The sequence below is a fragment of the Planomonospora corallina genome (assembly GCF_042650625.1).
Taxonomy (GTDB): domain Bacteria; phylum Actinomycetota; class Actinomycetes; order Streptosporangiales; family Streptosporangiaceae; genus Planomonospora_B; species Planomonospora_B corallina.
Genome location: NZ_JBHSBM010000017.1, coordinates 559,868 through 578,552, shown reverse-complemented (window position 1 = coordinate 578,552; position 18,685 = coordinate 559,868). Strand labels below are relative to the sequence as shown.

At 71.3% G+C, this 18,685-nt stretch carries 17 protein-coding genes and 1 riboswitch; of the genes, 7 read left to right on the top strand and 10 right to left on the bottom strand.

Annotated features, from left to right (window positions below; translation table 11 throughout):
• Positions 1 to 91: 91 nt before the first annotated feature.
• The 3 genes from ACFOWE_RS15770 to ACFOWE_RS15760 form a co-directional block, all read right to left on the bottom strand.
• Complete coding sequence (locus tag ACFOWE_RS15770; RefSeq protein ID WP_377288327.1) at positions 92 to 673, bottom strand: C40 family peptidase; 582 nt, start codon at positions 671 to 673, stop codon at positions 92 to 94.
• A 61-nt stretch (positions 674 to 734) separates the two neighbouring features.
• A riboswitch (cyclic di-AMP (ydaO/yuaA leader) is annotated at positions 735 to 895 on the bottom strand.
• Positions 896 to 1,548: 653 nt separating this feature from the next.
• Positions 1,549 to 2,514 carry a C40 family peptidase gene (locus ACFOWE_RS15765; protein WP_377288325.1) on the bottom strand — a complete coding sequence of 322 codons (966 nt, stop codon included), beginning with the start codon at positions 2,512 to 2,514 and terminating at the stop codon, positions 1,549 to 1,551.
• 169 nt (positions 2,515 to 2,683) lie between these two features.
• The gene (locus tag ACFOWE_RS15760) at positions 2,684 to 3,946 is read right to left on the bottom strand and encodes an NYN domain-containing protein (protein WP_377289142.1); all 1,263 of its coding nucleotides are present in this window, start codon (positions 3,944 to 3,946) and stop codon (positions 2,684 to 2,686) included.
• Between the two features lie 180 nt (positions 3,947 to 4,126).
• Here ACFOWE_RS15760 and ACFOWE_RS15755 point away from each other — a divergent pair, with 180 nt between their 5' ends.
• Both ACFOWE_RS15755 and ACFOWE_RS15750 read left to right on the top strand, forming a co-directional pair.
• On the top strand, positions 4,127 to 5,980 hold the full coding sequence (locus tag ACFOWE_RS15755) for a DEDD exonuclease domain-containing protein (RefSeq protein ID WP_377288323.1): 1,854 nt from the start codon (positions 4,127 to 4,129) through the stop codon (positions 5,978 to 5,980).
• 44 nt (positions 5,981 to 6,024) lie between these two features.
• Complete coding sequence (locus tag ACFOWE_RS15750; RefSeq protein ID WP_377288322.1) at positions 6,025 to 6,312, top strand: Lrp/AsnC family transcriptional regulator; 288 nt, start codon at positions 6,025 to 6,027, stop codon at positions 6,310 to 6,312.
• Here ACFOWE_RS15750 and ACFOWE_RS15745 read toward each other — a convergent pair.
• The 3 genes from ACFOWE_RS15745 to ACFOWE_RS15735 all read right to left on the bottom strand — a co-directional run bounded on the left by ACFOWE_RS15745 (position 6,296) and on the right by ACFOWE_RS15735 (position 8,874).
• Positions 6,296 to 7,129: a sensor histidine kinase gene (locus tag ACFOWE_RS15745; protein ID WP_377288320.1), complete on the bottom strand. Its 834-nt coding sequence runs from the start codon at positions 7,127 to 7,129 to the stop codon at positions 6,296 to 6,298. The genes ACFOWE_RS15750 and ACFOWE_RS15745 overlap by 17 nt on opposite strands.
• A 244-nt stretch (positions 7,130 to 7,373) precedes the next feature.
• Positions 7,374 to 8,423, bottom strand: a complete 1,050-nt coding sequence (trpD, locus tag ACFOWE_RS15740) for an anthranilate phosphoribosyltransferase (protein WP_377288318.1) — start codon at positions 8,421 to 8,423, stop codon at positions 7,374 to 7,376.
• A 52-nt stretch (positions 8,424 to 8,475) separates the two neighbouring features.
• Positions 8,476 to 8,874: a hypothetical protein gene (locus tag ACFOWE_RS15735; protein WP_377289140.1), complete on the bottom strand. Its 399-nt coding sequence runs from the start codon at positions 8,872 to 8,874 to the stop codon at positions 8,476 to 8,478.
• Positions 8,875 to 9,092: 218 nt separating this feature from the next.
• Here ACFOWE_RS15735 and ctaE point away from each other — a divergent pair, with 218 nt between their 5' ends.
• From ctaE to qcrB, 4 genes are read left to right on the top strand one after another with little or no spacing between them, the layout of a single operon-like run.
• The gene (gene ctaE, locus ACFOWE_RS15730; protein ID WP_344862624.1) at positions 9,093 to 9,710 is read left to right on the top strand and encodes an aa3-type cytochrome oxidase subunit III; all 618 of its coding nucleotides are present in this window, start codon (positions 9,093 to 9,095) and stop codon (positions 9,708 to 9,710) included.
• A 17-nt stretch (positions 9,711 to 9,727) separates the two neighbouring features.
• On the top strand, positions 9,728 to 10,540 hold the full coding sequence (gene qcrC / locus ACFOWE_RS15725) for a cytochrome bc1 complex diheme cytochrome c subunit (protein WP_377288316.1): 813 nt from the start codon (positions 9,728 to 9,730) through the stop codon (positions 10,538 to 10,540).
• A complete protein-coding gene (gene qcrA, locus ACFOWE_RS15720; protein ID WP_377288314.1) occupies positions 10,537 to 11,649 on the top strand; it encodes a cytochrome bc1 complex Rieske iron-sulfur subunit in 1,113 nt (370 codons plus the stop codon). Before qcrC ends, qcrA begins: the two co-directional genes overlap by 4 nt.
• Positions 11,646 to 13,310: a cytochrome bc1 complex cytochrome b subunit gene (gene qcrB / locus ACFOWE_RS15715; RefSeq protein WP_377288312.1), complete on the top strand. Its 1,665-nt coding sequence runs from the start codon at positions 11,646 to 11,648 to the stop codon at positions 13,308 to 13,310. The genes qcrA and qcrB overlap by 4 nt, the downstream gene beginning before the upstream one ends.
• 149 nt (positions 13,311 to 13,459) lie before the next feature.
• Here qcrB and ACFOWE_RS15710 read toward each other — a convergent pair whose 3' ends face one another.
• From ACFOWE_RS15710 to ctaC, 4 genes are all read right to left on the bottom strand, one after another.
• Entirely contained in the window at positions 13,460 to 14,743 is a 1,284-nt protein-coding gene (locus ACFOWE_RS15710; protein WP_377288310.1) for a L,D-transpeptidase, read from the bottom strand.
• Between the two features lie 201 nt (positions 14,744 to 14,944).
• Positions 14,945 to 15,340, bottom strand: a complete 396-nt coding sequence (locus ACFOWE_RS15705; RefSeq protein ID WP_377288308.1) for a cytochrome c oxidase subunit 4 — start codon at positions 15,338 to 15,340, stop codon at positions 14,945 to 14,947.
• On the bottom strand, positions 15,337 to 16,998 hold the full coding sequence (ctaD, locus tag ACFOWE_RS15700) for an aa3-type cytochrome oxidase subunit I (protein WP_377288306.1): 1,662 nt from the start codon (positions 16,996 to 16,998) through the stop codon (positions 15,337 to 15,339). Before ctaD ends, ACFOWE_RS15705 begins: the two co-directional genes overlap by 4 nt.
• Positions 16,995 to 17,744: an aa3-type cytochrome oxidase subunit II gene (ctaC, locus tag ACFOWE_RS15695; RefSeq protein WP_449301212.1), complete on the bottom strand. Its 750-nt coding sequence runs from the start codon at positions 17,742 to 17,744 to the stop codon at positions 16,995 to 16,997. The genes ctaD and ctaC overlap by 4 nt, the downstream gene beginning before the upstream one ends.
• Positions 17,745 to 17,959: 215 nt before the next feature.
• Between ctaC and ACFOWE_RS15690 the strand changes: the two genes are divergently transcribed.
• Positions 17,960 to 18,685, top strand: a 726-nt coding sequence (locus ACFOWE_RS15690; protein ID WP_377288302.1) for a cysteine desulfurase family protein, incomplete at its 3' end; no start/stop codon positions are given.

The window sequence follows — 18,685 nt, the reverse complement described above, 5'->3', positions numbered from 1 at the left end:
CGGGCTCCACCGGGCCCCGCCGGGGCCGGCTCCGCCGGAGGGCGGGAGCGCGGGCCGGAGACGGCCCGCACGGGTCAGGCGCCGGGGCGGGTCAGGCGCCGGGGCGGACCGCTCCGGCGAAGGAGTTGCGGTAGTACCCCTTCAGCCTGACGATCCGGACGCTCTTGCCGCTGCTCGGCGCGTGGACCATCCTCCCGGCGCCGACGTAGATGCCGACATGGCCCTTGCCGTAGAAGAAGAGCAGGTCACCGGGGCGCAGGCTGCTCCACGAGACCTTCTTCCGCACGGCGCGGTACTGGCTGTGCGTGATACGGGGGAGCTTCACGCCGGCCTTGCGCCACGAATACTGCGCGAGCCCCGAGCAGTCGAACGCGCCGGGGCCGGTGGCGCCCCATCGGTAGGGGTCGCCTACCTGCTGCTTGGCCACCGAGACGGCCTTGGCCGCCCTCACTCTCTGCTGTGCGGCCTTGCTCACCTTCGCCTTGACCACCCGGGTGGTCACCGGACCGGCCATCCGGACGGCCACCGGACCGGCCGTCCGGGGCGCCACGGGGCCGGCCACGAGGGCTCCGCTCCCCGCCGCGGCCGCGCCGCCCGTCGCCGCCCCCGCCGGAGCGGAGTCCAGGGCGACCATGCCCGCCGAGGCGGTCAGAGTGAGCGCGAAACCGCCCACGGAAATGCGAAAAAGGCGCGGCGAACTAGGGTTCTGCAGGGTGGTAGACAGGATTTCTCCTTGGGACTTCCACTGATGCCTACCGGGTTAGCTGACGGATTCGGGCAGGGAAGACGCCCTACGGCACGACACGATGCCGATTCACCCCTGGCAATATGCGAATTGCCTGGCGGGTCCCCGGTTCCATGCCTCCTGGCTGCATGGATTCGGCAGGTCGCAGCGGCATGACGCCTAGCGCGACCAGCTGGATATTTATCTGTGAACGGCCTTCGGAAGACCGTCGCATTGCGGCGGCATGGCTTGCTCACCGCGACGCCAGAAGGTACCCCGATCCCCAAACTTCGGCAAAGGCGCAGCCCCGTCCGAAGATCGGGGAGCTCCTTCTCTCTTTTCATAACCGCTGGATAACGGCGAGTCCACCACCGAGATATGACCCTCGTCACATTTGGAGATTCACTGTCCGAGTGTTGTCACTTCTGTAACTCCCGTCACAGTGGTAATGATCTTTCTTCGATCGCCGGAAGGCCGTCTGCGCGAAGGACGCGGCCCGCCCGGAAAGCGCTCAAAAAACGGTCATATACACATAAACATGGACATTTTTATATGCGGAAGCGCGCCCCACCCTGGGCTTTCATCCCGCAGAAGCCCCGCGAAGGAGAGGCCTCGGAGAGGTCGCCCCGGGCGCGGGAGGAGCACGACGGGACAAGCGGGCGGAGAGCCGGAGAGGACCGCGGGGAAACGCACGGTCACGTCCGTGGACGCAATCAAACGCACTGGGACGGCGCGCCACGCCGTCCCGGGGAAGCAGGGCTCCGGGGCCGTCCCCCGTGCCGGTGGGGCGGGTGCGGCCGAACCCCTGCCGGCGGCGCCCCTGGTCAGGGACGGACGGCGCCCACCAGGCGGCGGCCGTAGGACGACAGGGAGACGACCTTCACGACGTCTCCCGTCTGCGGGGCGTGCACGATCTTGCCGTCACCCGCGTAGATGCTCACGTGCCCCAGGCCCTCACTGAAGATCAGGTCACCGGGCTGGAGGTCGTCGAGGGAGACCCGGCGACTCGCGCCCCAGCTCCACTGCTCCCAGGTCGTCCGGGGCAGGCTGACCCCGGCGGCCCGCCAGGAGGCCTGGGTCAGGCCGGAGCAGTCCCAGCCGGAGGGACCCGTGCCGCCGTACCGGTACGGCTTGCCGACCTGCGCGAAGGCGAACTGCAGGACCGCGCGGGCGCTCCCCGAGGCGGGCCCGTCGTAGGGGACTCCGGGGCTGTTCGGATCACCCGTCCGATAGGCGCCGAGCTCGCGCAGGAGCTTGATCTGCTCCTTGACCATCTTGTCGGCCCTGGCCTTCTCCTCGGCCAGTTCGTCGCGCGACGCCCGGGCGGCGGCCAGGGCCTCCTTGGCCTTGTCCCGGTCACTGCGCAGGTCCTCGGTGGCCTTGTCGAAGGCCTTCAGGGACTGGGCCCGCAGCGCCGACAGCTGGTCCATCCTGGCCAGGCCGCTCAGCAGGGCGCCCGGGTCGGACTGGGTGATCATGCCCTCCCAGCCGGTCGCGCCGCCCACCTGGTAGCTGCTGACGGCCATCGAGACGAGCTCCTCGCGCAACCCGGCGACCTTCTTGCTCTGCCTCTTCAGATCGCCGTCGAGCGTCTGGTAGCGCTTGCGGGCCTTCTTCCACTTCTCGCCGGCCTGGTTGTACTTCTCGACGATCAGGTCGGCCTGCTCGTTGAGCTTCTCCAGCTTCTTCTTGGCCTGGGGGATCGTCGGCTTCGGCTCGGCGAGCGCGCCGCCGCCCGGCAGCACCGGGAGCAGGAGCACCGCGAGCGCCAGTCCGGCCGCCGCGGGCACCCGCCCATAGCCTTTCGGTATCCCCGCCCAGGCCACTACTACGCCCTCCCGCCGTAAAGACCTGGGGCGAATAGTACAGAAGAGGTAAGGTCCGGCTCACCTTTTCGCCTGTTTCATGGCCCTTCCGTGACCCGGCGCACGCCCGCCCCGGAGCCGGGGGCGGGCCCGGTCAGGCGCGGCCCAGGCGTTTCAGCAGCAGGGCGGCGGGAACCGGCCGGGCGCCCATGCGGCGGACGGACTCGGCCACCTCGCGATCGGAGGAGACCACCGCGAGGGCGCGCCCGGCGGGCTCGGCCCGGACCAGCTGGCGGATCAGGTCGTCGGCGATCTGGCCGGGCGCGCTGAACAGCACCCGGACACCGCGGGGGGCCGAGACCGGCACCGGGCCGTCCAGCTCGGCGCCGTCGAAGACGCAGGTCAGCTCGGTGCGGGTCTGCGCGTAGAGCCCGGCGAGCCCGGTGAGCAGGCGGTTGCGCTGGTCGGCGAGGGTCAGCGTGCCGTACCCGGTCTTGGTCACGTTGTAGCCGTCCACGATCACGTGGATCTGCGGGAGCGCGAGCAGCTGGTCGAGCAGGGCGGGGTCGTCGTCGGCGAGCGCGCGGGCGGGCACGGCGCGCACGCCGGGCCTGCCTGGGACGACCGAGGCGACGGCGTCCGCCGGCCGGTTGATGTTCGACGGCAGGGCCAGCTCCCTGCGGAGCCCGGCCGCCGCGTCGGCGAGCGCGTCCAGCAGCACGCGGATCTTCGTGTCCTCCACGCTGCGGCCCTCCCGCGCCGCCCGGCGGGCGGCCTCCAGCTGCCGCTCGGAGTCGGCCAGCCGCTCCCTCAGGCGGCGCAGCTCGCTCTCCCCCGCGCTCCCCGCCGCGGCGGCAGCCGACTGGACCTCCTGGGCCGCCTGCTCCATCTCCGCGGCGCGCGCCTCGGCGGCCCTGGCCCGCTCACGGGCGGAGTGCAGCTTGTGGCGGAGGTCGGAGACCTCCGCGCGGGCGGCCTTGAGCTGCTCGCGCAGCCGGTCGGCCTCCTCCTTGGCGGCGGTCTTCTGCGCGGCCAGCTGCTCGCGCAGCCGGGTGAGCGCCTGCTCCTGCGCGGAGCCCTCGGCGGCGGCGGCCGACCGCTCCAGGTCGGCGCGGGCCTCCTCCACCATCTCCACCCATCCGGGCGGCCGGGTCAGGTAGGCGGCGGCCGCGACCAGCACCGGCTCGGCCGCGGGCGGCACCGAGCCCTCCGCCAGGCCGGCGACCAGCTCGGGCATCGCGGCGGTCATCGCCTCGGCGACGGCCTGGCGGAACTCCTTGTCCGCCTCCAGCTGCGCGGCGATCGGCGGGCCGCCGAGCCTGGCCCGCTTGCGCGGCTCGAACCTGGCGATGGTGCGCAGCGACGGCGGCACCGCGGCGGCGGGCATCGCGCCGAGCACCTGCGCCGCCAGCTCCACGACGTTCAAGCGGACCTGCTCGGGAAGCGGACGAGACAGGCCCTCTCCGGCTGAACTCATCACGTCCCCTGTCGGATCGGTCTATCCGTCAAGGGTACGGCCCTGGCGGCGCGGCCCGGCACGGGCGGGGAGGGCGTCCCGGCCGCCGGGGCGGGGACCCGAATGTCGGTCGGGGCTCCTATGGTCGTGGGCGTGGAACATGCCGTGCAGGGGACGCTGGACGAGCTGGGCACCCCGCTCAGCCAGATCACGTTCGTGGTCTTCGACCTGGAGACGACGGGCGTCTCGGCCGGTGAGCACGCGATCACCGAGATCGGGGCGGTCAAGGTCCGGGGCGGTGAGGTGCTGGGCGAGTTCGCCACCCTGGTCGACCCCGGCACGCCGATCCCGCCGTTCATCTCGGTGCTGACCGGCATCACCGACGCCATGGTCGCGCAGGCCCCGCGCATCGGGTCCGTGCTCCCGGCCTTCCTGGAGTTCTCCGCGGGCGCCACCCTGGTGGCGCACAACGCGGGCTTCGACGTGGGTTTCGTCAAGGCCGCCTGCGCCGCGCACGGACATCCCCCGCCGGCCCATCCCGTCCTCGACACCGTCACCCTCGCCCGCAAGCTGCTGACCCGCGACGAGGCCCCCAACTGCAAGCTGGCCACGCTGGCCCGGCTCTTCAGCTCCACCGAGCCGTGCCACCGCGCGCTCTCCGACGCCCGCGCCACCGTGGACGTGCTGCACGCGCTGATCGAGCGGGCGGGCTCCTTCGGCGTGCACACCCTGGAGGAGCTCAGGGGCTTCACCCGCGCTCCCACGCCGGCGCAGCGCCGCAACCGGCACCTGGCCGAGGCGATCCCCTCCGCGCCGGGCGTCTACGTCTTCGAGGACGAGCGCGGCGACCCGCTCTACGTCGGCAAGAGCGTCAACCTCCGCACCCGGGTGCGCGGCTACTTCACCGCGAGCGAGACCCGCCCGCGGATCAGGGAGATGGTCGGCATCGCCGCCCGGGTCCGGCCGATCGTCTGCGCGACCCCGCTGGAGGCCGAGGTGCGGGAGCTGCGGCTGATCGGGGAGGCCAAGCCCCGCTACAACCGCAGGTCCCGCTTCCCGGAGAAGGTCGTCTGGCTCAAGCTCACCGACGAGCTCTTCCCCCGGCTGTCGATCGTCCGCGAGGTCAAGGACGACGGGGCCGCCTACCTCGGCCCCTTCAGCGGTTCCCGGACCGCCGACGACGCCCGCGCCGCGCTGCACGAGGCGGTGCCGCTGCGGCGGTGCACCGAGCGGATCACCGCGCGGACGGGCCGCCCCGCCTGCGCGCTGGCCGGGATCGGCAGGTGCGGCGCCCCCTGCGAGGGCCGCCAGAGCCCCGAGGAGTACGGCCGGCACGTCGCGGCCGCCCGCCGCGCCATGGAGGTGGACGCCACCCCCGTCTTCGCCGCTCTCGAGGCCAGGATGGCGCGGCTGGCCGCCGAGCAGCGTTACGAGGAGGCCGCCGCCGACCGCGACCGGCTCGCCGCCTATCTCCGCGCCTCGGCCCGCATGCAGCGGCTGAGGGCGCTGACCTCGATCCCGCAGCTGGTCGCGGCCGCTCCGGCGGCGGGCGGCGGCTGGGAGATGCACGTCATCCGGTACGGCCGGCTGGTCTCGGCCGGGGTGATGCCCGCCGGGGCCCATCCCGCGCCGTTCGTGGCGGCGCTGACGGCCACCGCCGAGACCGTCGTGCCCGGTCCCGGTCCCACCCCGGCGGCCGGCGCGGAGGAGACCGAGTGCGTGCTGCGCTGGCTGGAGGGCCCGGGCGTGCGACTGGTCGAGCTCGACGAGGGCACAGAGGGCACAAGGGATGCAGAGGGCACAGGAGGCACAGGGGATACAAGGGACACAGCGGGCGCAGGAGGCACCGGGATCGGCGGGGACGGCGCGGGGCGCGGCTGGAGCATGCCGGTCACGGGCTCGGCCCGGCTGCTGGAGCGGATCGAGCGGGCACGCCGGGCCACCGACGCCGCCGAGCGGCCGCACCGGCGGCGCGAGGGCCGCCCGCTCCGCTGATACCTTCGGCAGCAGACAAGCCGTACTCAACGAGGAGGAAGCTCGTGGTCACCGCGATCGTGCACATCAACGCCGAGGTCGACCGGATCCCCGAGGTCGCCCAGACGATCGCCGAGATCGACGGGGTGAGCGAGGTCTACTCCATCACCGGTGCGTACGACCTGCTGGCCATGGTCCGCGTCGGGGCCTACGAGGAGGTCGCCGAGGTCGTCCCCGGCCGGATCAACAAGGTGGCCGGGGTGCTGAACACCGAGACGCACATCGCCTTCCGCGCCTACTCCCGGCACGACCTCGACGCCGCGTTCTCCATCGGCCTCAGTGAGGCCGACTGAGGGGCCGGCCGACCGCGGCCCAGGGAGGGAAGGGACCGCGCGGCTCCGCCGTGGGCAGCCGGGCCCGCAGTTCGAATCCCCCCTCCGCGAGGGGGGCGGTCTCCAGCGTCCCGCCGAACAGCGTGACGCGCTCCCGGATGCCGGCCAGGCCGCTTCCCGCGGTCACCGTGGGGGCGGCCCGCCCGTCGTCGCGGACCAGCACGTCCAGGAAGCCCGGCCGCCAGCGCAGCGTGACATGGGCCGAGCGGGCGCGGGCGTGCCGCAGGGTGTTGCCCAGCGCCTCCTGGACGATCCGGTAGGCCGACAGCTCCAGCGCCGGGCCGATCTCGACGGGCCTGCCGTCCTCGACCACGTCCACCGTCAGGCCCTCGGTCCGGACCCGGGCCAGCAGGTCGGACAGGTCGGACAGCCGCGGCTGGGGCGCCCTGGTCCGCGCCCCGCCCTCGGCGCTCAGCAGGCCCACCACGCGCTGGAGCTCGGTGAGCGCCTGCCGCCCGGACTCCTCGGCCGCCCGGAGGGTCTCCCTGGCCCGGGCCGGGTCCTTCTCCATGATCATCCGTCCGGCGCCGACGCCGAGCGTCATCATGCTGACCCCGTGGGCGACCACGTCGTGCAGCTCGTGGGCGATGCGGGCCCGCTCCACGGTCAGGGCGGCGCGGTCCAGCGCGTCCCGCTGACCGGCGCACGCGGCCTGCTCGGCCCGCAGCCGCCCGGCCAGCCGCCGGCGGTCGCGGAGCAGCCACACCACGGCCGCGGACAGGCCGGCGGCGGCCGCGGACAGGCCGATCACCACGGCCAGGAGCACGGGCCCGGTCATCGGCTCTCCTGGAGCGCGGAGATCCCGGGCTCCGGACGGCGGGTCAGCTGATCGTCGCAGCGCATGCCGGAAACGTACGGTCCCCGGCACCGGGGCGGCGTCCCCTCACAGGGGGATCCTCCCTCCACCCGGGAGAGGAGCCCGCCCTCGAAGGCCGCGCCCCGCGACCGCTCCGGCCGCGGGGTGCGAGTCCCGCCCGTCCGCGGAACGGCCCGGCGCGGCGCCGTCCTGCGGGGCCGCGCCGTCAGCCGCCCGGCCGCAGGGCCCGGCTGACCTCGATCCAGCGGTCGAGCTTGGCGGCGGCGGCGCCGGAGTCGACGGCCTCGGCGGCCCGCGCGTAGGCCGCGGTCATCGCGGCCTCCAGGTCCTCGCCCGCGCCGTCGAGCGCGACCAGGGCCGCGGCGGCGTTGAGCAGCACCGCGTCGCGGACCGGGCCGGTCCTCCCGCCGAGGAGGTCGCGCACGGCCTGGGCGTTGTAGGCCACGTCGCCGCCGCGCAGCGCGTCCGCCTCCGCCCGGGGGATGCCGAGCACGGCCGGGTCGAAGACGGTCTGCACGGCGGTGCCCTCGCGCACCACCCAGACCGTGGAGGTCGTGGTGATGGTGAGCTCGTCGAGGCCGTCGTCGCCCCGGAACACCAGGGCGGAGACGCCCCGGTCGGCGAAGACCCCCGCGATGACGGGCAGCATGCGCGCGTCGTAGACGCCGATCGCCTGGGCCGCCGGGCGGGCGGGGTTGGTCAGCGGGCCGAGGAAGTTGAAGACCGTCGGCACGCCGATCTCCTTGCGCGTCGGACCGGCGAAGCGGAGCGCGGGATGGTAGACCGGCGCGAAGCAGAAGGCGATGCCCGCCTCGGCGGCGACCCGGGCGGTGCTCGCCGGGGGCAGGTCGAGCACGATGCCCAGGTGCTCCAGCACGTCGGCCGTGCCGCAGGAGGAGGACGCGGCCCGGTTGCCGTGCTTGACGACCCGGGCGCCCGCCGCGGCGGCCACGATCGCGGCCATGGTGGAGACGTTCACCGTGTGGGCCCGGTCCCCGCCGGTGCCGACGACGTCCAGCACCGGTCCCTCGACCCTCAGCGGGGTGGCCAGGTCCAGCATCGTGCGGGCCAGCCCGGTCACCTCCGCGACCGTCTCACCCTTGGCCCGCAGCGCCGTGACGAACGCGGCGATCTGCGAGGGCGTCGCCGAGCCGGACATGATCTCGTGCATCGCCCAGGCGGTCTCGTCCGCCGTCAGGTGCTCGCCCGACAGCAGGGCCGTCAGCAGCGCGGGCCAGGTAGTACGCGCGTCCATGGGGATCTCCAGAGGTGGTCTGCCGGTCTTCGAACGACGGTGGGAGCGTCCGCTAGTGCGCGGTCAGGCGGGTGGACAGGCGGCGGCGCATCAGGTCGGCGACGGTCTCGGCCAGGAGCACGGGGTCGACCGGCTGGGCCACGACGGCCTCGGCGCGGGACCACTCGGCCAGCCAGCGGTCGTCACGGCGGGCGATCAGCAGGCAGATCGGAGGGCAGTCGTGGACCTCGTCCTTGGCCTGCCGGGCGACGCCCATGCCGCCGGCCGGCTTGGCCTCACCGTCGAGCACGGCCACGTCGATCAGGCCCGAGTCGAAGTGCTGGACGACCTTCGCGTGCGTGGCGCACTCCACGATCTCCACGAGGGGCACGTCGGCGGCGGGGCGCCTGCCGAGCGCCTCGCGCACCTTCTCACGGGTGGCTGCGTCGTCGCTGTAGACGAGGACCCTCATCTTGTCGTCGGTGCTCACGGTCGCGCTCACTATCCCTTGGCGATGTATGGTCACCTGGGATGCTACCGGTCGGCGGGGCCGGAGACCCAGAGCGCCGTCCGGCACGGGACCCCGCCGCGGACCGTGCCGTGCGAATTGCCCCTTGCGCCCTGATTAAAGGGATGTTTGCCCCGCCTACCGGGGGGTCGTGCGGCGACCCGACCAGTAGAGCCGCAATAATGCTGCCCGTGGCGACAGCATCCGCAATCTCAACGAAGACGACAGCACACTCGTCCAGCAGACCTGACCTGGTCAGCGTCGGGACGATCGTCTGGCTGTCCTCCGAGCTCATGTTCTTCGCGGCGCTGTTCGCGATGTACTTCACCATCCGGTCGGTGAGCATCGGCCAGGGCCTGCCCTGGCCCGAGGCTCACCTGAACGTCCCGTTCTCGTTGGCCAACACGATCATCCTGGTCCTGTCCAGTGTGACCTGCCAGCTGGGCGTCTGGGCCGCCGAGAAGGGCCAGGTCGCCAAGCTGCGCTTCTGGTACATCGTCACCTTCCTGATGGGCGCCGTGTTCGTCGTCGGGCAGCTGTACGAGTACAGCCAGCTGGTCCACGAGGGGCACACCGTGTCGCACTCCGCGTACGACTCGGTGTTCTACCTGACCACGGGCTTCCACGGCCTCCACGTGACCGGTGGACTGATCGCGTTCCTGTTCATGCTGGGACGCACGTACGCCGCGAAGCGCTTCACCCGTGAGCAGGCGACCAGCGCGATCGTCGTGTCCTACTACTGGCACTTCGTCGACGTGGTCTGGATCGGCCTTTTCGTGACCATCTATGGCATCCATTAAGGAATCGGGGATCTGGTGTGAATAGGATCACCGCTGGGCGGCGGCGTCCCCTCGCGAGATACGCCGTCCTGCTTCTGGCCTTGGGGCTGCTGGGGTTCTCCTACACCCTGGCGGCCCCGACGAGCGATCGGGCCGACGCGGCCATCGCCTCCGGCAGGGCCGACGACGTGGCGGAGGGCAGGAAGCTCTTCGAGCAGAGCTGCTCCAGCTGCCACGGCCTCAACGCCGAGGGCGTCAAGGACCGCGGCCCCAGCCTCGTCGGCGTGGGCGCCGCGGCCGTGGACTTCCAGGTCAGCAGCGGCCGCATGCCGCTGTCCAACCCCGGTGCGCAGGCCCCGCGCAAGGACCCGGCCCCCTGGGTGAACGAGACCACCGTCAAGCAGCTGGCGGCCTACGTCCAGTCCCTCGGCGGCGGCCCGACCATCCCGACGACCGAGCAGGTCGACGCCTCCAAGGGCGACCCGGCCAAGGGCGGCGAGCTGTTCCGCGCGAACTGCATCCAGTGCCACAACTTCACCGGCGAGGGCGGCGCCCTGACCCAGGGCAAGTACGCTCCCCCGCTGTACCCGGCCAGCGAGCGGCAGATCTACGAGGCCATGATCACCGGCCCGCAGGCCATGCCGGTGTTCAACGACAGCATCATCACCCCCGAGCAGAAGCGGGACATGATCGCCTACATCGTGGGCGTGCGTGAGCAGAAGGACCCGGGCGGCGCCGACCTCGGCCGCATCGGCCCGGTCACCGAGGGTCTGGTCGCCTGGATCGTGGGCATCAGCCTGCTCTGTCTCGCCGCTATCTGGATCACCGCGAAGAGGCGACAGGCCCAATGACAGACAACAACCACGACATCGAGCAGCCGGACGAGCGCGTCCCCAAGCGCGTCATCGGCACCCCCTCGCACGCCGCCACGGGCGCCCCCCTGCTCGGCCGCGAGGAGGCGGGCGGCCCCGCCCCGGTCCCCGGTGTGGACCTGCAGGACCCCGCGACGGCGAAGAAGGGCGAGCGGATCGCCGCCCTCTGCTTCGTCGTCGCGCTCCTGGCCGGCATCGGGTTCATCGCCTCCTACGTGATCTTCCAGGTCGGCGACCTGGACAGCGCCGCGACCTCGAACCGGGCCCTGGGCGGCACGCTCGCGCTGGCCCTGCTCGCGCTGGCCTCGGGCATCGTCGTCTGGGTCCGCATGGTCATGCCCAAGTACAAGCTCGTCCAGGAGCGCCACGAGATGGCCTCCGACGCCGGGACCCGGGGCTACGTCAAGGAGACGTTCCTGCAGGGCGCGGAGGAGAGCGGCATCACCAAGCGGCCGCTGCTCCGCCGTACGCTGCTGGCCGCCGCGGCGCCGCTGGGCCTGGCCCCGCTGGTGCTGCTGAAGGACCTCGGCCCGCACGAGTACTCGGACTTCCCGAAGAAGCTGCGGCACACCGTCTGGGGCGAGAAGACCAAGGAGGGCAGGCAGCGCAGGCTCGTCGTCGAGGGCACCGGCGCGCCGATCCGCGCGGCGGACTTCAACTCCCCCGGCGGCATCCTGTCGGTCGTCCCCGAGGGCTACGAGCACGATCTGAACGAGCTGGCCAAGTCCACGCTGATTCTGATCAAGTTCCGCCCCGAGGAGCTCAAGTCGGGCACCAACCGCAACTGGGCCCCGGACGGAATCGTCGCGTACTCTAAGATTTGTACTCACGTTGGCTGCCCCGCTGCGCTGTACGAACAGACGACACATCACATCCTCTGCCCGTGCCACCAGTCGACCTTCGACGCCGCCGACGGCGCCAAGGTCGTCTTCGGCCCGGCCGCGCGGCCGCTCCCGCAGCTGCCCATCGCCATCGACAACGAGGGCTACCTCGTGGCCACCGCGGACTTCCCGGTCCCGCCGGGGCCGAGCTTCTGGGAGCGCGGCGACGCCGAGGCAGAGGCCCGTGAGAAGGGAGGCCAGGCGTGAGCACCGGAACCGTTCCGAAGCCCATCGCCGGCACCAGCGAGTTCCTCGACGACCGGCTGGGCGCGGGGAACTTCATGCGGCGCAACCTCCGCAAGGTCTTCCCGGACCACTGGTCGTTCCTGCTGGGTGAGATCGCGCTCTACTCGTTCATCATCCTGCTGCTGACCGGTACGTTCCTGACCTTCTTCTTCAAGCCCAGCATGGAGCACGTGGTCTACGCGGGCTCCTACGATCCGCTCCGCGGGATCGGGATGTCCGCGGCGTACGCCTCGGCGCTGGAGATCAGCTTCGACGTCCGCGGCGGTCTGCTCATGCGGCAGATGCACCACTGGGCGGCGCTGCTGTTCGTGGCCGGCATGATGGTGCACATGCTCCGCGTGTTCTTCACCGGGGCCTACCGCAAGCCGCGCGAGCTCAACTGGCTGATCGGCGTCCTCCTGCTGACCCTGGCGCTGGCCGAGGGCCTGACCGGCTACTCCCTCCCCGACGACCTGCTCTCCGGCGCCGGTCTGCGGATCACCGAGGGCGTGGCCATCTCGCTGCCGCTGGTCGGCACGTGGATCACGTTCTTCCTGTTCGGCGGCGAGTATCCGGGCGAGGACGTCATCTCCCGCTTCTACTCGCTGCACATCCTGCTCATCCCGGGCATCCTGCTGGCTCTCATCTCGGCCCACATGATCCTCATGTGGGTGCAGAAGCACACGCAGATGCCGGGCAAGGGCCGGACGAACAACAACGTGGTGGGCGCGCCGTTCTACCCGGCGTTCATGGCCAAGGCCGGCGCCTACTTCATGTTCACCTTCGGCGTCATCGCGCTGCTGGGCGCCTTCGCCCAGATCAACCCGATCTGGCTGTTCGGCCCCTACACGCCGGCGGACATCTCGGCCGGCTCGCAGCCCGACTTCTACATGGGCTTCCTGGAGGGCGCGCTGCGCCTGATGGTCCCGTGGGAGGTCAACCTCTTCGGCACGGGCGGCGGCACGCTCCCGCTGAGCGTGATCATCCCGGCGCTGGTCCCGATGGGCATCATCATGACCGGCCTGGCGCTCTACCCGTTCCTCGAGCGGTGGATCACCGGTGACAACCGCGAGCACCACGTCGCGGAGCGTCCCCGCAACAACCCGCACCGCACCTCGATCGGCATCGCCGCGATCACGTTCTACGGCGTGCTCTGGCTGCTGGGCGCCAACGACGAGCTCTCGTGGACCTTCCACGTCTCGCTGAACTGGACGACCTACGTCGGCCGGGTCCTGGTCTTCGTGGCCCCGGTGATCGCCTACGCGATCACCTACCGGATCTGCCTCGGCCTGCAGCGCAAGGACGCGGCGATCATCGGGCACGGTGTCGAGTCGGGCGTCATCAAGCGCCTCCCGCACGGTGAGTACATCGAGGTCCACGCGCCGGTGGCGCAGGACATCGAGGCCCACATGCGGGGCAAGGAGCCCGTCCCGACCCTTCCCGGGGCCGAGGCGGCGCTCAAGACCGGCCCCGACGGGGTTCCGCCGAAGAGCCTGCGCGGCCCGGTCGGCAAGCTCCGCGCGAAGATGAGCACCGCCTACGGCGGCGAGAAGATCCCGCTGGACGACGGCCACGGCCACGGTCACGACGACCACGCGGCCATCGGCGCGGGCGGGGACGACGAGAAGTCCACCGCTCACTGAGACCGGCAGGACGACGAAAGGCCCGGGCGGATCATCCGCCCGGGCCTTTGCCGTTCTTCCGTTCCCCGGAAGCTCTCGTGTTCCCCGCAGGACCGGCGCCCGTCTCCCTGGAGTCCCGCGCGCGCAGGCCGGCCCCGCCGGCCGGGCCGCTACTGGCCCGAGGGGCGGTCCAGGGGCTCCGTGGTGAAGCCCTTGAGCGTGCTCCACCTGGTCCACTGCGCCCAGTCCTCCTGCCAGTGCCCCCAGCCGTTGGTGGGCTCCAGCTCGCGGGGCGAGCCGGTGATGATGATCGGGTCGCCGATCAGGGTGTTGTCGATGAACCAGCGCGCGTTGGCCGGGCTGACGTTGACGCAGCCGTGGCTCACGTTGGCCCGTCCCTGGGAGCCGACGGACCAGGGGGCGCTGTGCACGTACTCGCCGCTGTTGGAGATGCGGACCGTGTTGTAGACGGTCTTGCGGTAGTAGCCCGGCTGGCCGGGACGGATGCCCGGCGAGATCATGATGGTCACCGGCTCGCGGGACATGGCCAGGTGGATGCCGCTGGTCGTGTGGTACTTCCAGACTCCGCCCTGGCCCGCGCTCATCGGGATGGTCCGGATCTCTTCGCCGTCGCGCCGGACCGTCAGGTGGTGGGTGCGGACGCTGCCCTCGGTGATCTGGGAGCGGCCGATCCTGAAGTCGAGGACGTGGTCGCGCCTGCCGTACAGGCCCCTGCCGCCGCTCACCCCCGCCAGGCGCGCCTCCAGGCGGACCTTGATCCCGGCGGGCCAGAACTTCTTCGGCCGGAAGTGCACGGTCCGGTCGTCGAACCAGTGCCAGGCGCCGTGCACGGGCCTGGAGGTGCGGACCAGGAGGTTCCGCTCGACGGAGAGCCGGTCGGAGATGTCGCGGTCGAAGCCGAGCATGATGGGCATGCCGACGCCCACGGTGAGCCCGGTGTAGTCCTTGTGCGGCGTGATGCTCTGTACGGCGAAGCCGCCCTCGGCCCGCACCGTGGAGAAGGAACTGGTGGACTCCGCGGTGCCGCCGGCCTCGTCCTCCACCGTCACCACGACCTCGTAGACGCTCCCCGGAGCGGCCGTCCCCCGGCTCCGCCACTGGGTCCCGTCGGCGCTCAGCACACCCGTCAGCGAGCCTCTGGAGCCCTTGACCGCCCGCACCGCGACCTTCTCGAGGGTGCCGTTCCTGACGCCGACCAGGACGGTGGTGTCGGTCGGCACGCCGGTGCTCCCGTCCGCGGGCGTCACCATCACGACCGGGTCCTCGGCCGCGGCCTGCGCGGCCGCGCCCGCCCTGCCCGCCTTCCCGGCCTGGCCGGGCGGATCCGTCGCCCCCGTCCCGCGCGCGGCCGCGGCCCCCGCCGGGAGCGCCGTCACCAGCACCAGGGCGAGCAGCCCCGGACCACAGGTCGAACCACGGATCGCCCGCCCCACGTGAACTCCTTCGTCCAGCCGTACTCCACTTCGTTATTACCCGGAGTAAGAGGGGCAGCACGTAACGTACATACGCGAGTGATCAACAAACCCCAAACAAATCCAAAAAGCGGACCGCGGGAGGATCCGCGGTCCGCTCTCCGGACGTGGGGTCCCCGTGTCCCCCGGGTCGGCGCCCAGGGGACACGGGGTTCGGGGCGCTCAGTGCGAGAAGCTGCCCCGGTAGTACTCGAAGACGAAGCCGATCATGGCCATGATGATCGCGAAGACGCCGATCATGAACATCCACCAGCCGACGACCAGGCCCACGGTCGCGAACGCGACGGCCAGGCAGACGAAGAGCGGCCACCAGCTGTGCGGGCTGAAGAAGCCCAGCTCCCCGGCGTCGTCGCTGATCTCGGCCTGCTTGTCGTCCGACGGCTGGTCCCCGATGCGGCGAGCCGTGTACATCAGGTAGTAGCCGATCATGAGGGCGAAGCCCACCGAGATCGCCATCGCCGTCGTGCCGACCGGCTCCTTGGACCAGAACCAGTAGACGACGTCGATCGCGGCGAAGAAGACGCCGCAGAGGATGAACAGCCAGCCCTGAACCTTCATCGGACCTCCTCCAGCTCACGCGGGGCCGGGGCGTGCGGGTGCTTGAGGTCGAACGCGGGGCGCTCGGACCGGATGCGCGGCAGCGAGGTGAAGTTGTGCCGCGGCGGGGGGCAGGAGGTGGCCCACTCCAGTGAGTTGCCGTAGCCCCACGGGTCGTCGACCGTGACCTTCGGCGCGCTCTTGTGCGTCTTCCACACGTTGTAGAAGAACGGCAGCATCGAGGCGCCGGTCAGGAAGGCGCCGACCGAGGAGACCATGTTCAGGTCGGTGAAGCCGTCGATCGGGCTGTAGTCCGCGTAGCGGCGCGGGAAGCCCTGCGCGCCGAGCCAGTGCTGGACCAGGAAGGTGGTGTGGAAGCCGATGAACAGCGTCCAGAAGTGGAACTTGGCCAGCGGCTCGTTCAGCATCTTGCCGGTGAGCTTGGGCCACCAGAAGTAGAAGCCGGCGAACATCGCGAAGACCACGGTGCCGAAGACGACGTAGTGGAAGTGGGCCACCACGAAGTAGGAGTCCGTCACCTGGAAGTCCAGCGGCGGCGAGGCGAGGATGACGCCGGTCAGGCCGCCGAACAGGAAGGTGACCAGGAAGCCGACGGCGAACAGCATCGGCGAGTGCATCGAGATGTGCCCCCGCCACATGGTGCCGATCCAGTTGAAGAACTTCACGCCGGTCGGGACCGCGATCAGGAACGTCATGAAGGAGAAGAACGGGAGCAGCACCTGCCCGGTCGGGAACATGTGGTGCGCCCAGACGGTGATCGACAGGCCCGCGATCGCGATGGTCGCGCCGACCAGGCCGATGTAGCCGAAGATCGGCTTGCGGCTGAAGACCGGCAGGATCTCGGTGATGATGCCGAAGAACGGCAGCGCGATGATGTAGACCTCGGGGTGGCCGAAGAACCAGAACAGGTGCTGCCAGAGCAGCGCGCCTCCGGTGGCCGGGTCGAAGATGTGCGTGCCGAGCTTGCGGTCGGCCAGCAGCCCCAGCAGGGCGGCGGCGAGCACCGGGAAGGCCATCAGCACCAGGATCGAGGTGAGCAGCACGTTCCAGGTGAAGATCGACATGCGGAACATCGTCATGCCCGGAGCGCGCATGGCGATGATCGTGGTGATGAAGTTGACCGAGCCGAGGATCGTGCCCAGACCGCTGATGGTCAGGCCCGCCAGCCACAGGTCACCGCCGACGCCCGGCGAGCTGATCGCGTTCGAGAGCGGGGTGTAGGCCGTCCAGCCGAAGCTGGCCGAACCGCCCGGGGTGAGGAAGCCCGACAGCGTGATGAGGCTGCCGAACAGGAACAGCCAGTAGCTGACCATGTTCAGCCGGGGGAAGGCGACGTCGGGCGCGCCAATCTGCAGCGGCATGAGCGCGTTGGCGAAGCCGGCGAACAGCGGCGTCGCGAACATCAGCAGCATGACGGTGCCGTGCATGGTGAACAGCTGGTTGAACTGCTCGTTACTGGTGAACTGCAGGCCCGGCTGGGTCAGCTCCGCCCGCATGATCAGCGCCATCAGGCCGCCGATCAGGAAGAAGGCGAACGAGGTGATGAAGTAGAGGTTGCCGATCACCTTGTGGTCGGTGGACGTGGCCCACTTCACGATGGTCGACCCCTTGCGGGTCGGTGCCGGCCCGCCGGCGCCGAGCTGGTTCTCTGCGGTCACGGGGTACCCGCCTTGCTAGCCATGTACTGGTCGAATGTGTTCTGGTCGACGACCTTCACCCGGAAGAGCATCCGGCTGTGGTCCACGCCGCACAGCTCCGCGCAGCGGCCCGCGAAGGTGCCCTCCGTGGTCGTGTCGATCTGGAACTTGTTCTGCACGCCCGGGATGACGTCCCGCTTGAACTGGAAGTTCGGCACCCAGAAGGAGTGGATGACATCCGGCGAGACCAGGTCGAACTCGATCTTCTTGCCGACCGGGAGCACCAGCTCGGGGGCCTCGGCGGCCATGTAGCTCTCGGCGGGCCGGCCGACCACCTGGGCCTGCTTGCCGCCGGCCTCGGTGGTGAAGCGCCAGCTCCACTGGAAGCCCTCGACCTTCACCTTGACGTCGGGCCTGTCCGACATCTCGTTGATGTAGTTCTGGTCGCGCGCGGTGAAGAAGAAGAGCACGCTGATCATGATCAGCGGCACGATCGTGTAGAGCATCTCGATCGGCAGGTTGTAGCGCACCTGCGGCGGGAGCTCCGCGGAGTTCTTCCTCTTGCGGTGGAACGCGGCGGACCACAGGATCAGGCCCCACACGACCACGCCGGTGGCCAGAGCCGCGATCCAGGAGCCGTTCCACAGACTCTGGACGGCATCGGCCTGCTTGGTGACGCCCTCCGGCATGCCGCCGCGGGACCAATCTTCGGCACTACACGCCGTCGCGGACACCAGCAGCACCGCCAGAGCGGCAGCGCGTGGCACCCGGCGGCGGGCCAACGGACGCCGTTCGCAACGGCGGGTCGGACTCACGGATCGCCTACCCCACAGATGAAGCCCAGAAGTCGCTCCTGGGCGGTCGTTTGTTCAGGTTCACAGTTTGCAGTTCACAGCTTCACGCTGGGGGACACATTAGCGCGGACCACCCCCGCCCCCCCGCGCGGCCCCGGTCGTGGCGCACGGATGCGACGATTGTGGGCGTGGCGTACTTCGACGCGGCCTCCACCGAGCCGCTGCATCCTCAGGCGCGCGAAGCGCTGATCGCGGCGCTCGACGCCGGCTGGGCCGACCCGGCACGGCTGTACGGCTCCGCCCGCAGGGCAAGGATGTTACTGGAACAGGCGAGGGAGGAGATCGGCGCGGTGCTCGGGGCCCGCGCCGACGAGGTGTCCTTCACCTCCTCCGGCACCCAGGCGGTCCACCTGGGCGTGCTGGGCGCCCTGGCCGGGCGGCGCCGGGCCGGCCGCCGCCTGGTCGTCTCCGCGGTGGAGCACTCCAGCGTGCTGCACGCCGCCGCCCTGCACGAGCGCGACGGCGGCACGGTCGAGACGGTGGGCGTCGGCCGTACCGGCCGGGTGGACGCCGGGGCGTTCGGCGCGGCGGTCCGCGCCGAGGGCACCGCGCTGGCCTGCCTGCAGAGCGCCAACCACGAGGTCGGCACGGTGCAGCCGGTCGCGGAGGCGGCGGCGGCGTGCGCCGAGGCGGGCGTGCCGCTGCTGGTGGACGCCGCGCAGACGGCCGGCCGGCTGCCGCTGCCCGGCGGGTGGTCGGTGCTGGCCGCCAGCGCGCACAAGTGGGGCGGGCCGGCCGGGGTCGGCGTGCTGGTGGTCCGCAAGGGCACCCGCTGGCGCGGCCCGCTCCCGGAGGACGAGCGGGAGCGCCGCCGGGTCCCCGGCTTCGAGAACGTGCCCGCGGTCGTCGCGGCG

Bases quoted from the DNA above. Each gene is read 5' to 3' on its own strand.
- ACFOWE_RS15705 (WP_377288308.1), bottom strand. From the start codon at position 15,340: ATGAAGGTTCAGGGCTGGCTGTTCATCCTCTGCGGCGTCTTCTTCGCC.
- ACFOWE_RS15745 (WP_377288320.1), bottom strand. From the start codon at position 7,129: ATGACCGGGCCCGTGCTCCTGGCCGTGGTGATCGGCCTGTCCGCGGCC.
- ACFOWE_RS15755 (WP_377288323.1), top strand. From the start codon at position 4,127: ATGGTCGTGGGCGTGGAACATGCCGTGCAGGGGACGCTGGACGAGCTG.
- ACFOWE_RS15735 (WP_377289140.1), bottom strand. From the start codon at position 8,874: ATGAGGGTCCTCGTCTACAGCGACGACGCAGCCACCCGTGAGAAGGTG.
- trpD (WP_377288318.1), bottom strand. From the start codon at position 8,423: ATGGACGCGCGTACTACCTGGCCCGCGCTGCTGACGGCCCTGCTGTCG.
- qcrA (WP_377288314.1), top strand. From the start codon at position 10,537: ATGACAGACAACAACCACGACATCGAGCAGCCGGACGAGCGCGTCCCC.
- ctaE (WP_344862624.1), top strand. From the start codon at position 9,093: ATGCTGCCCGTGGCGACAGCATCCGCAATCTCAACGAAGACGACAGCA.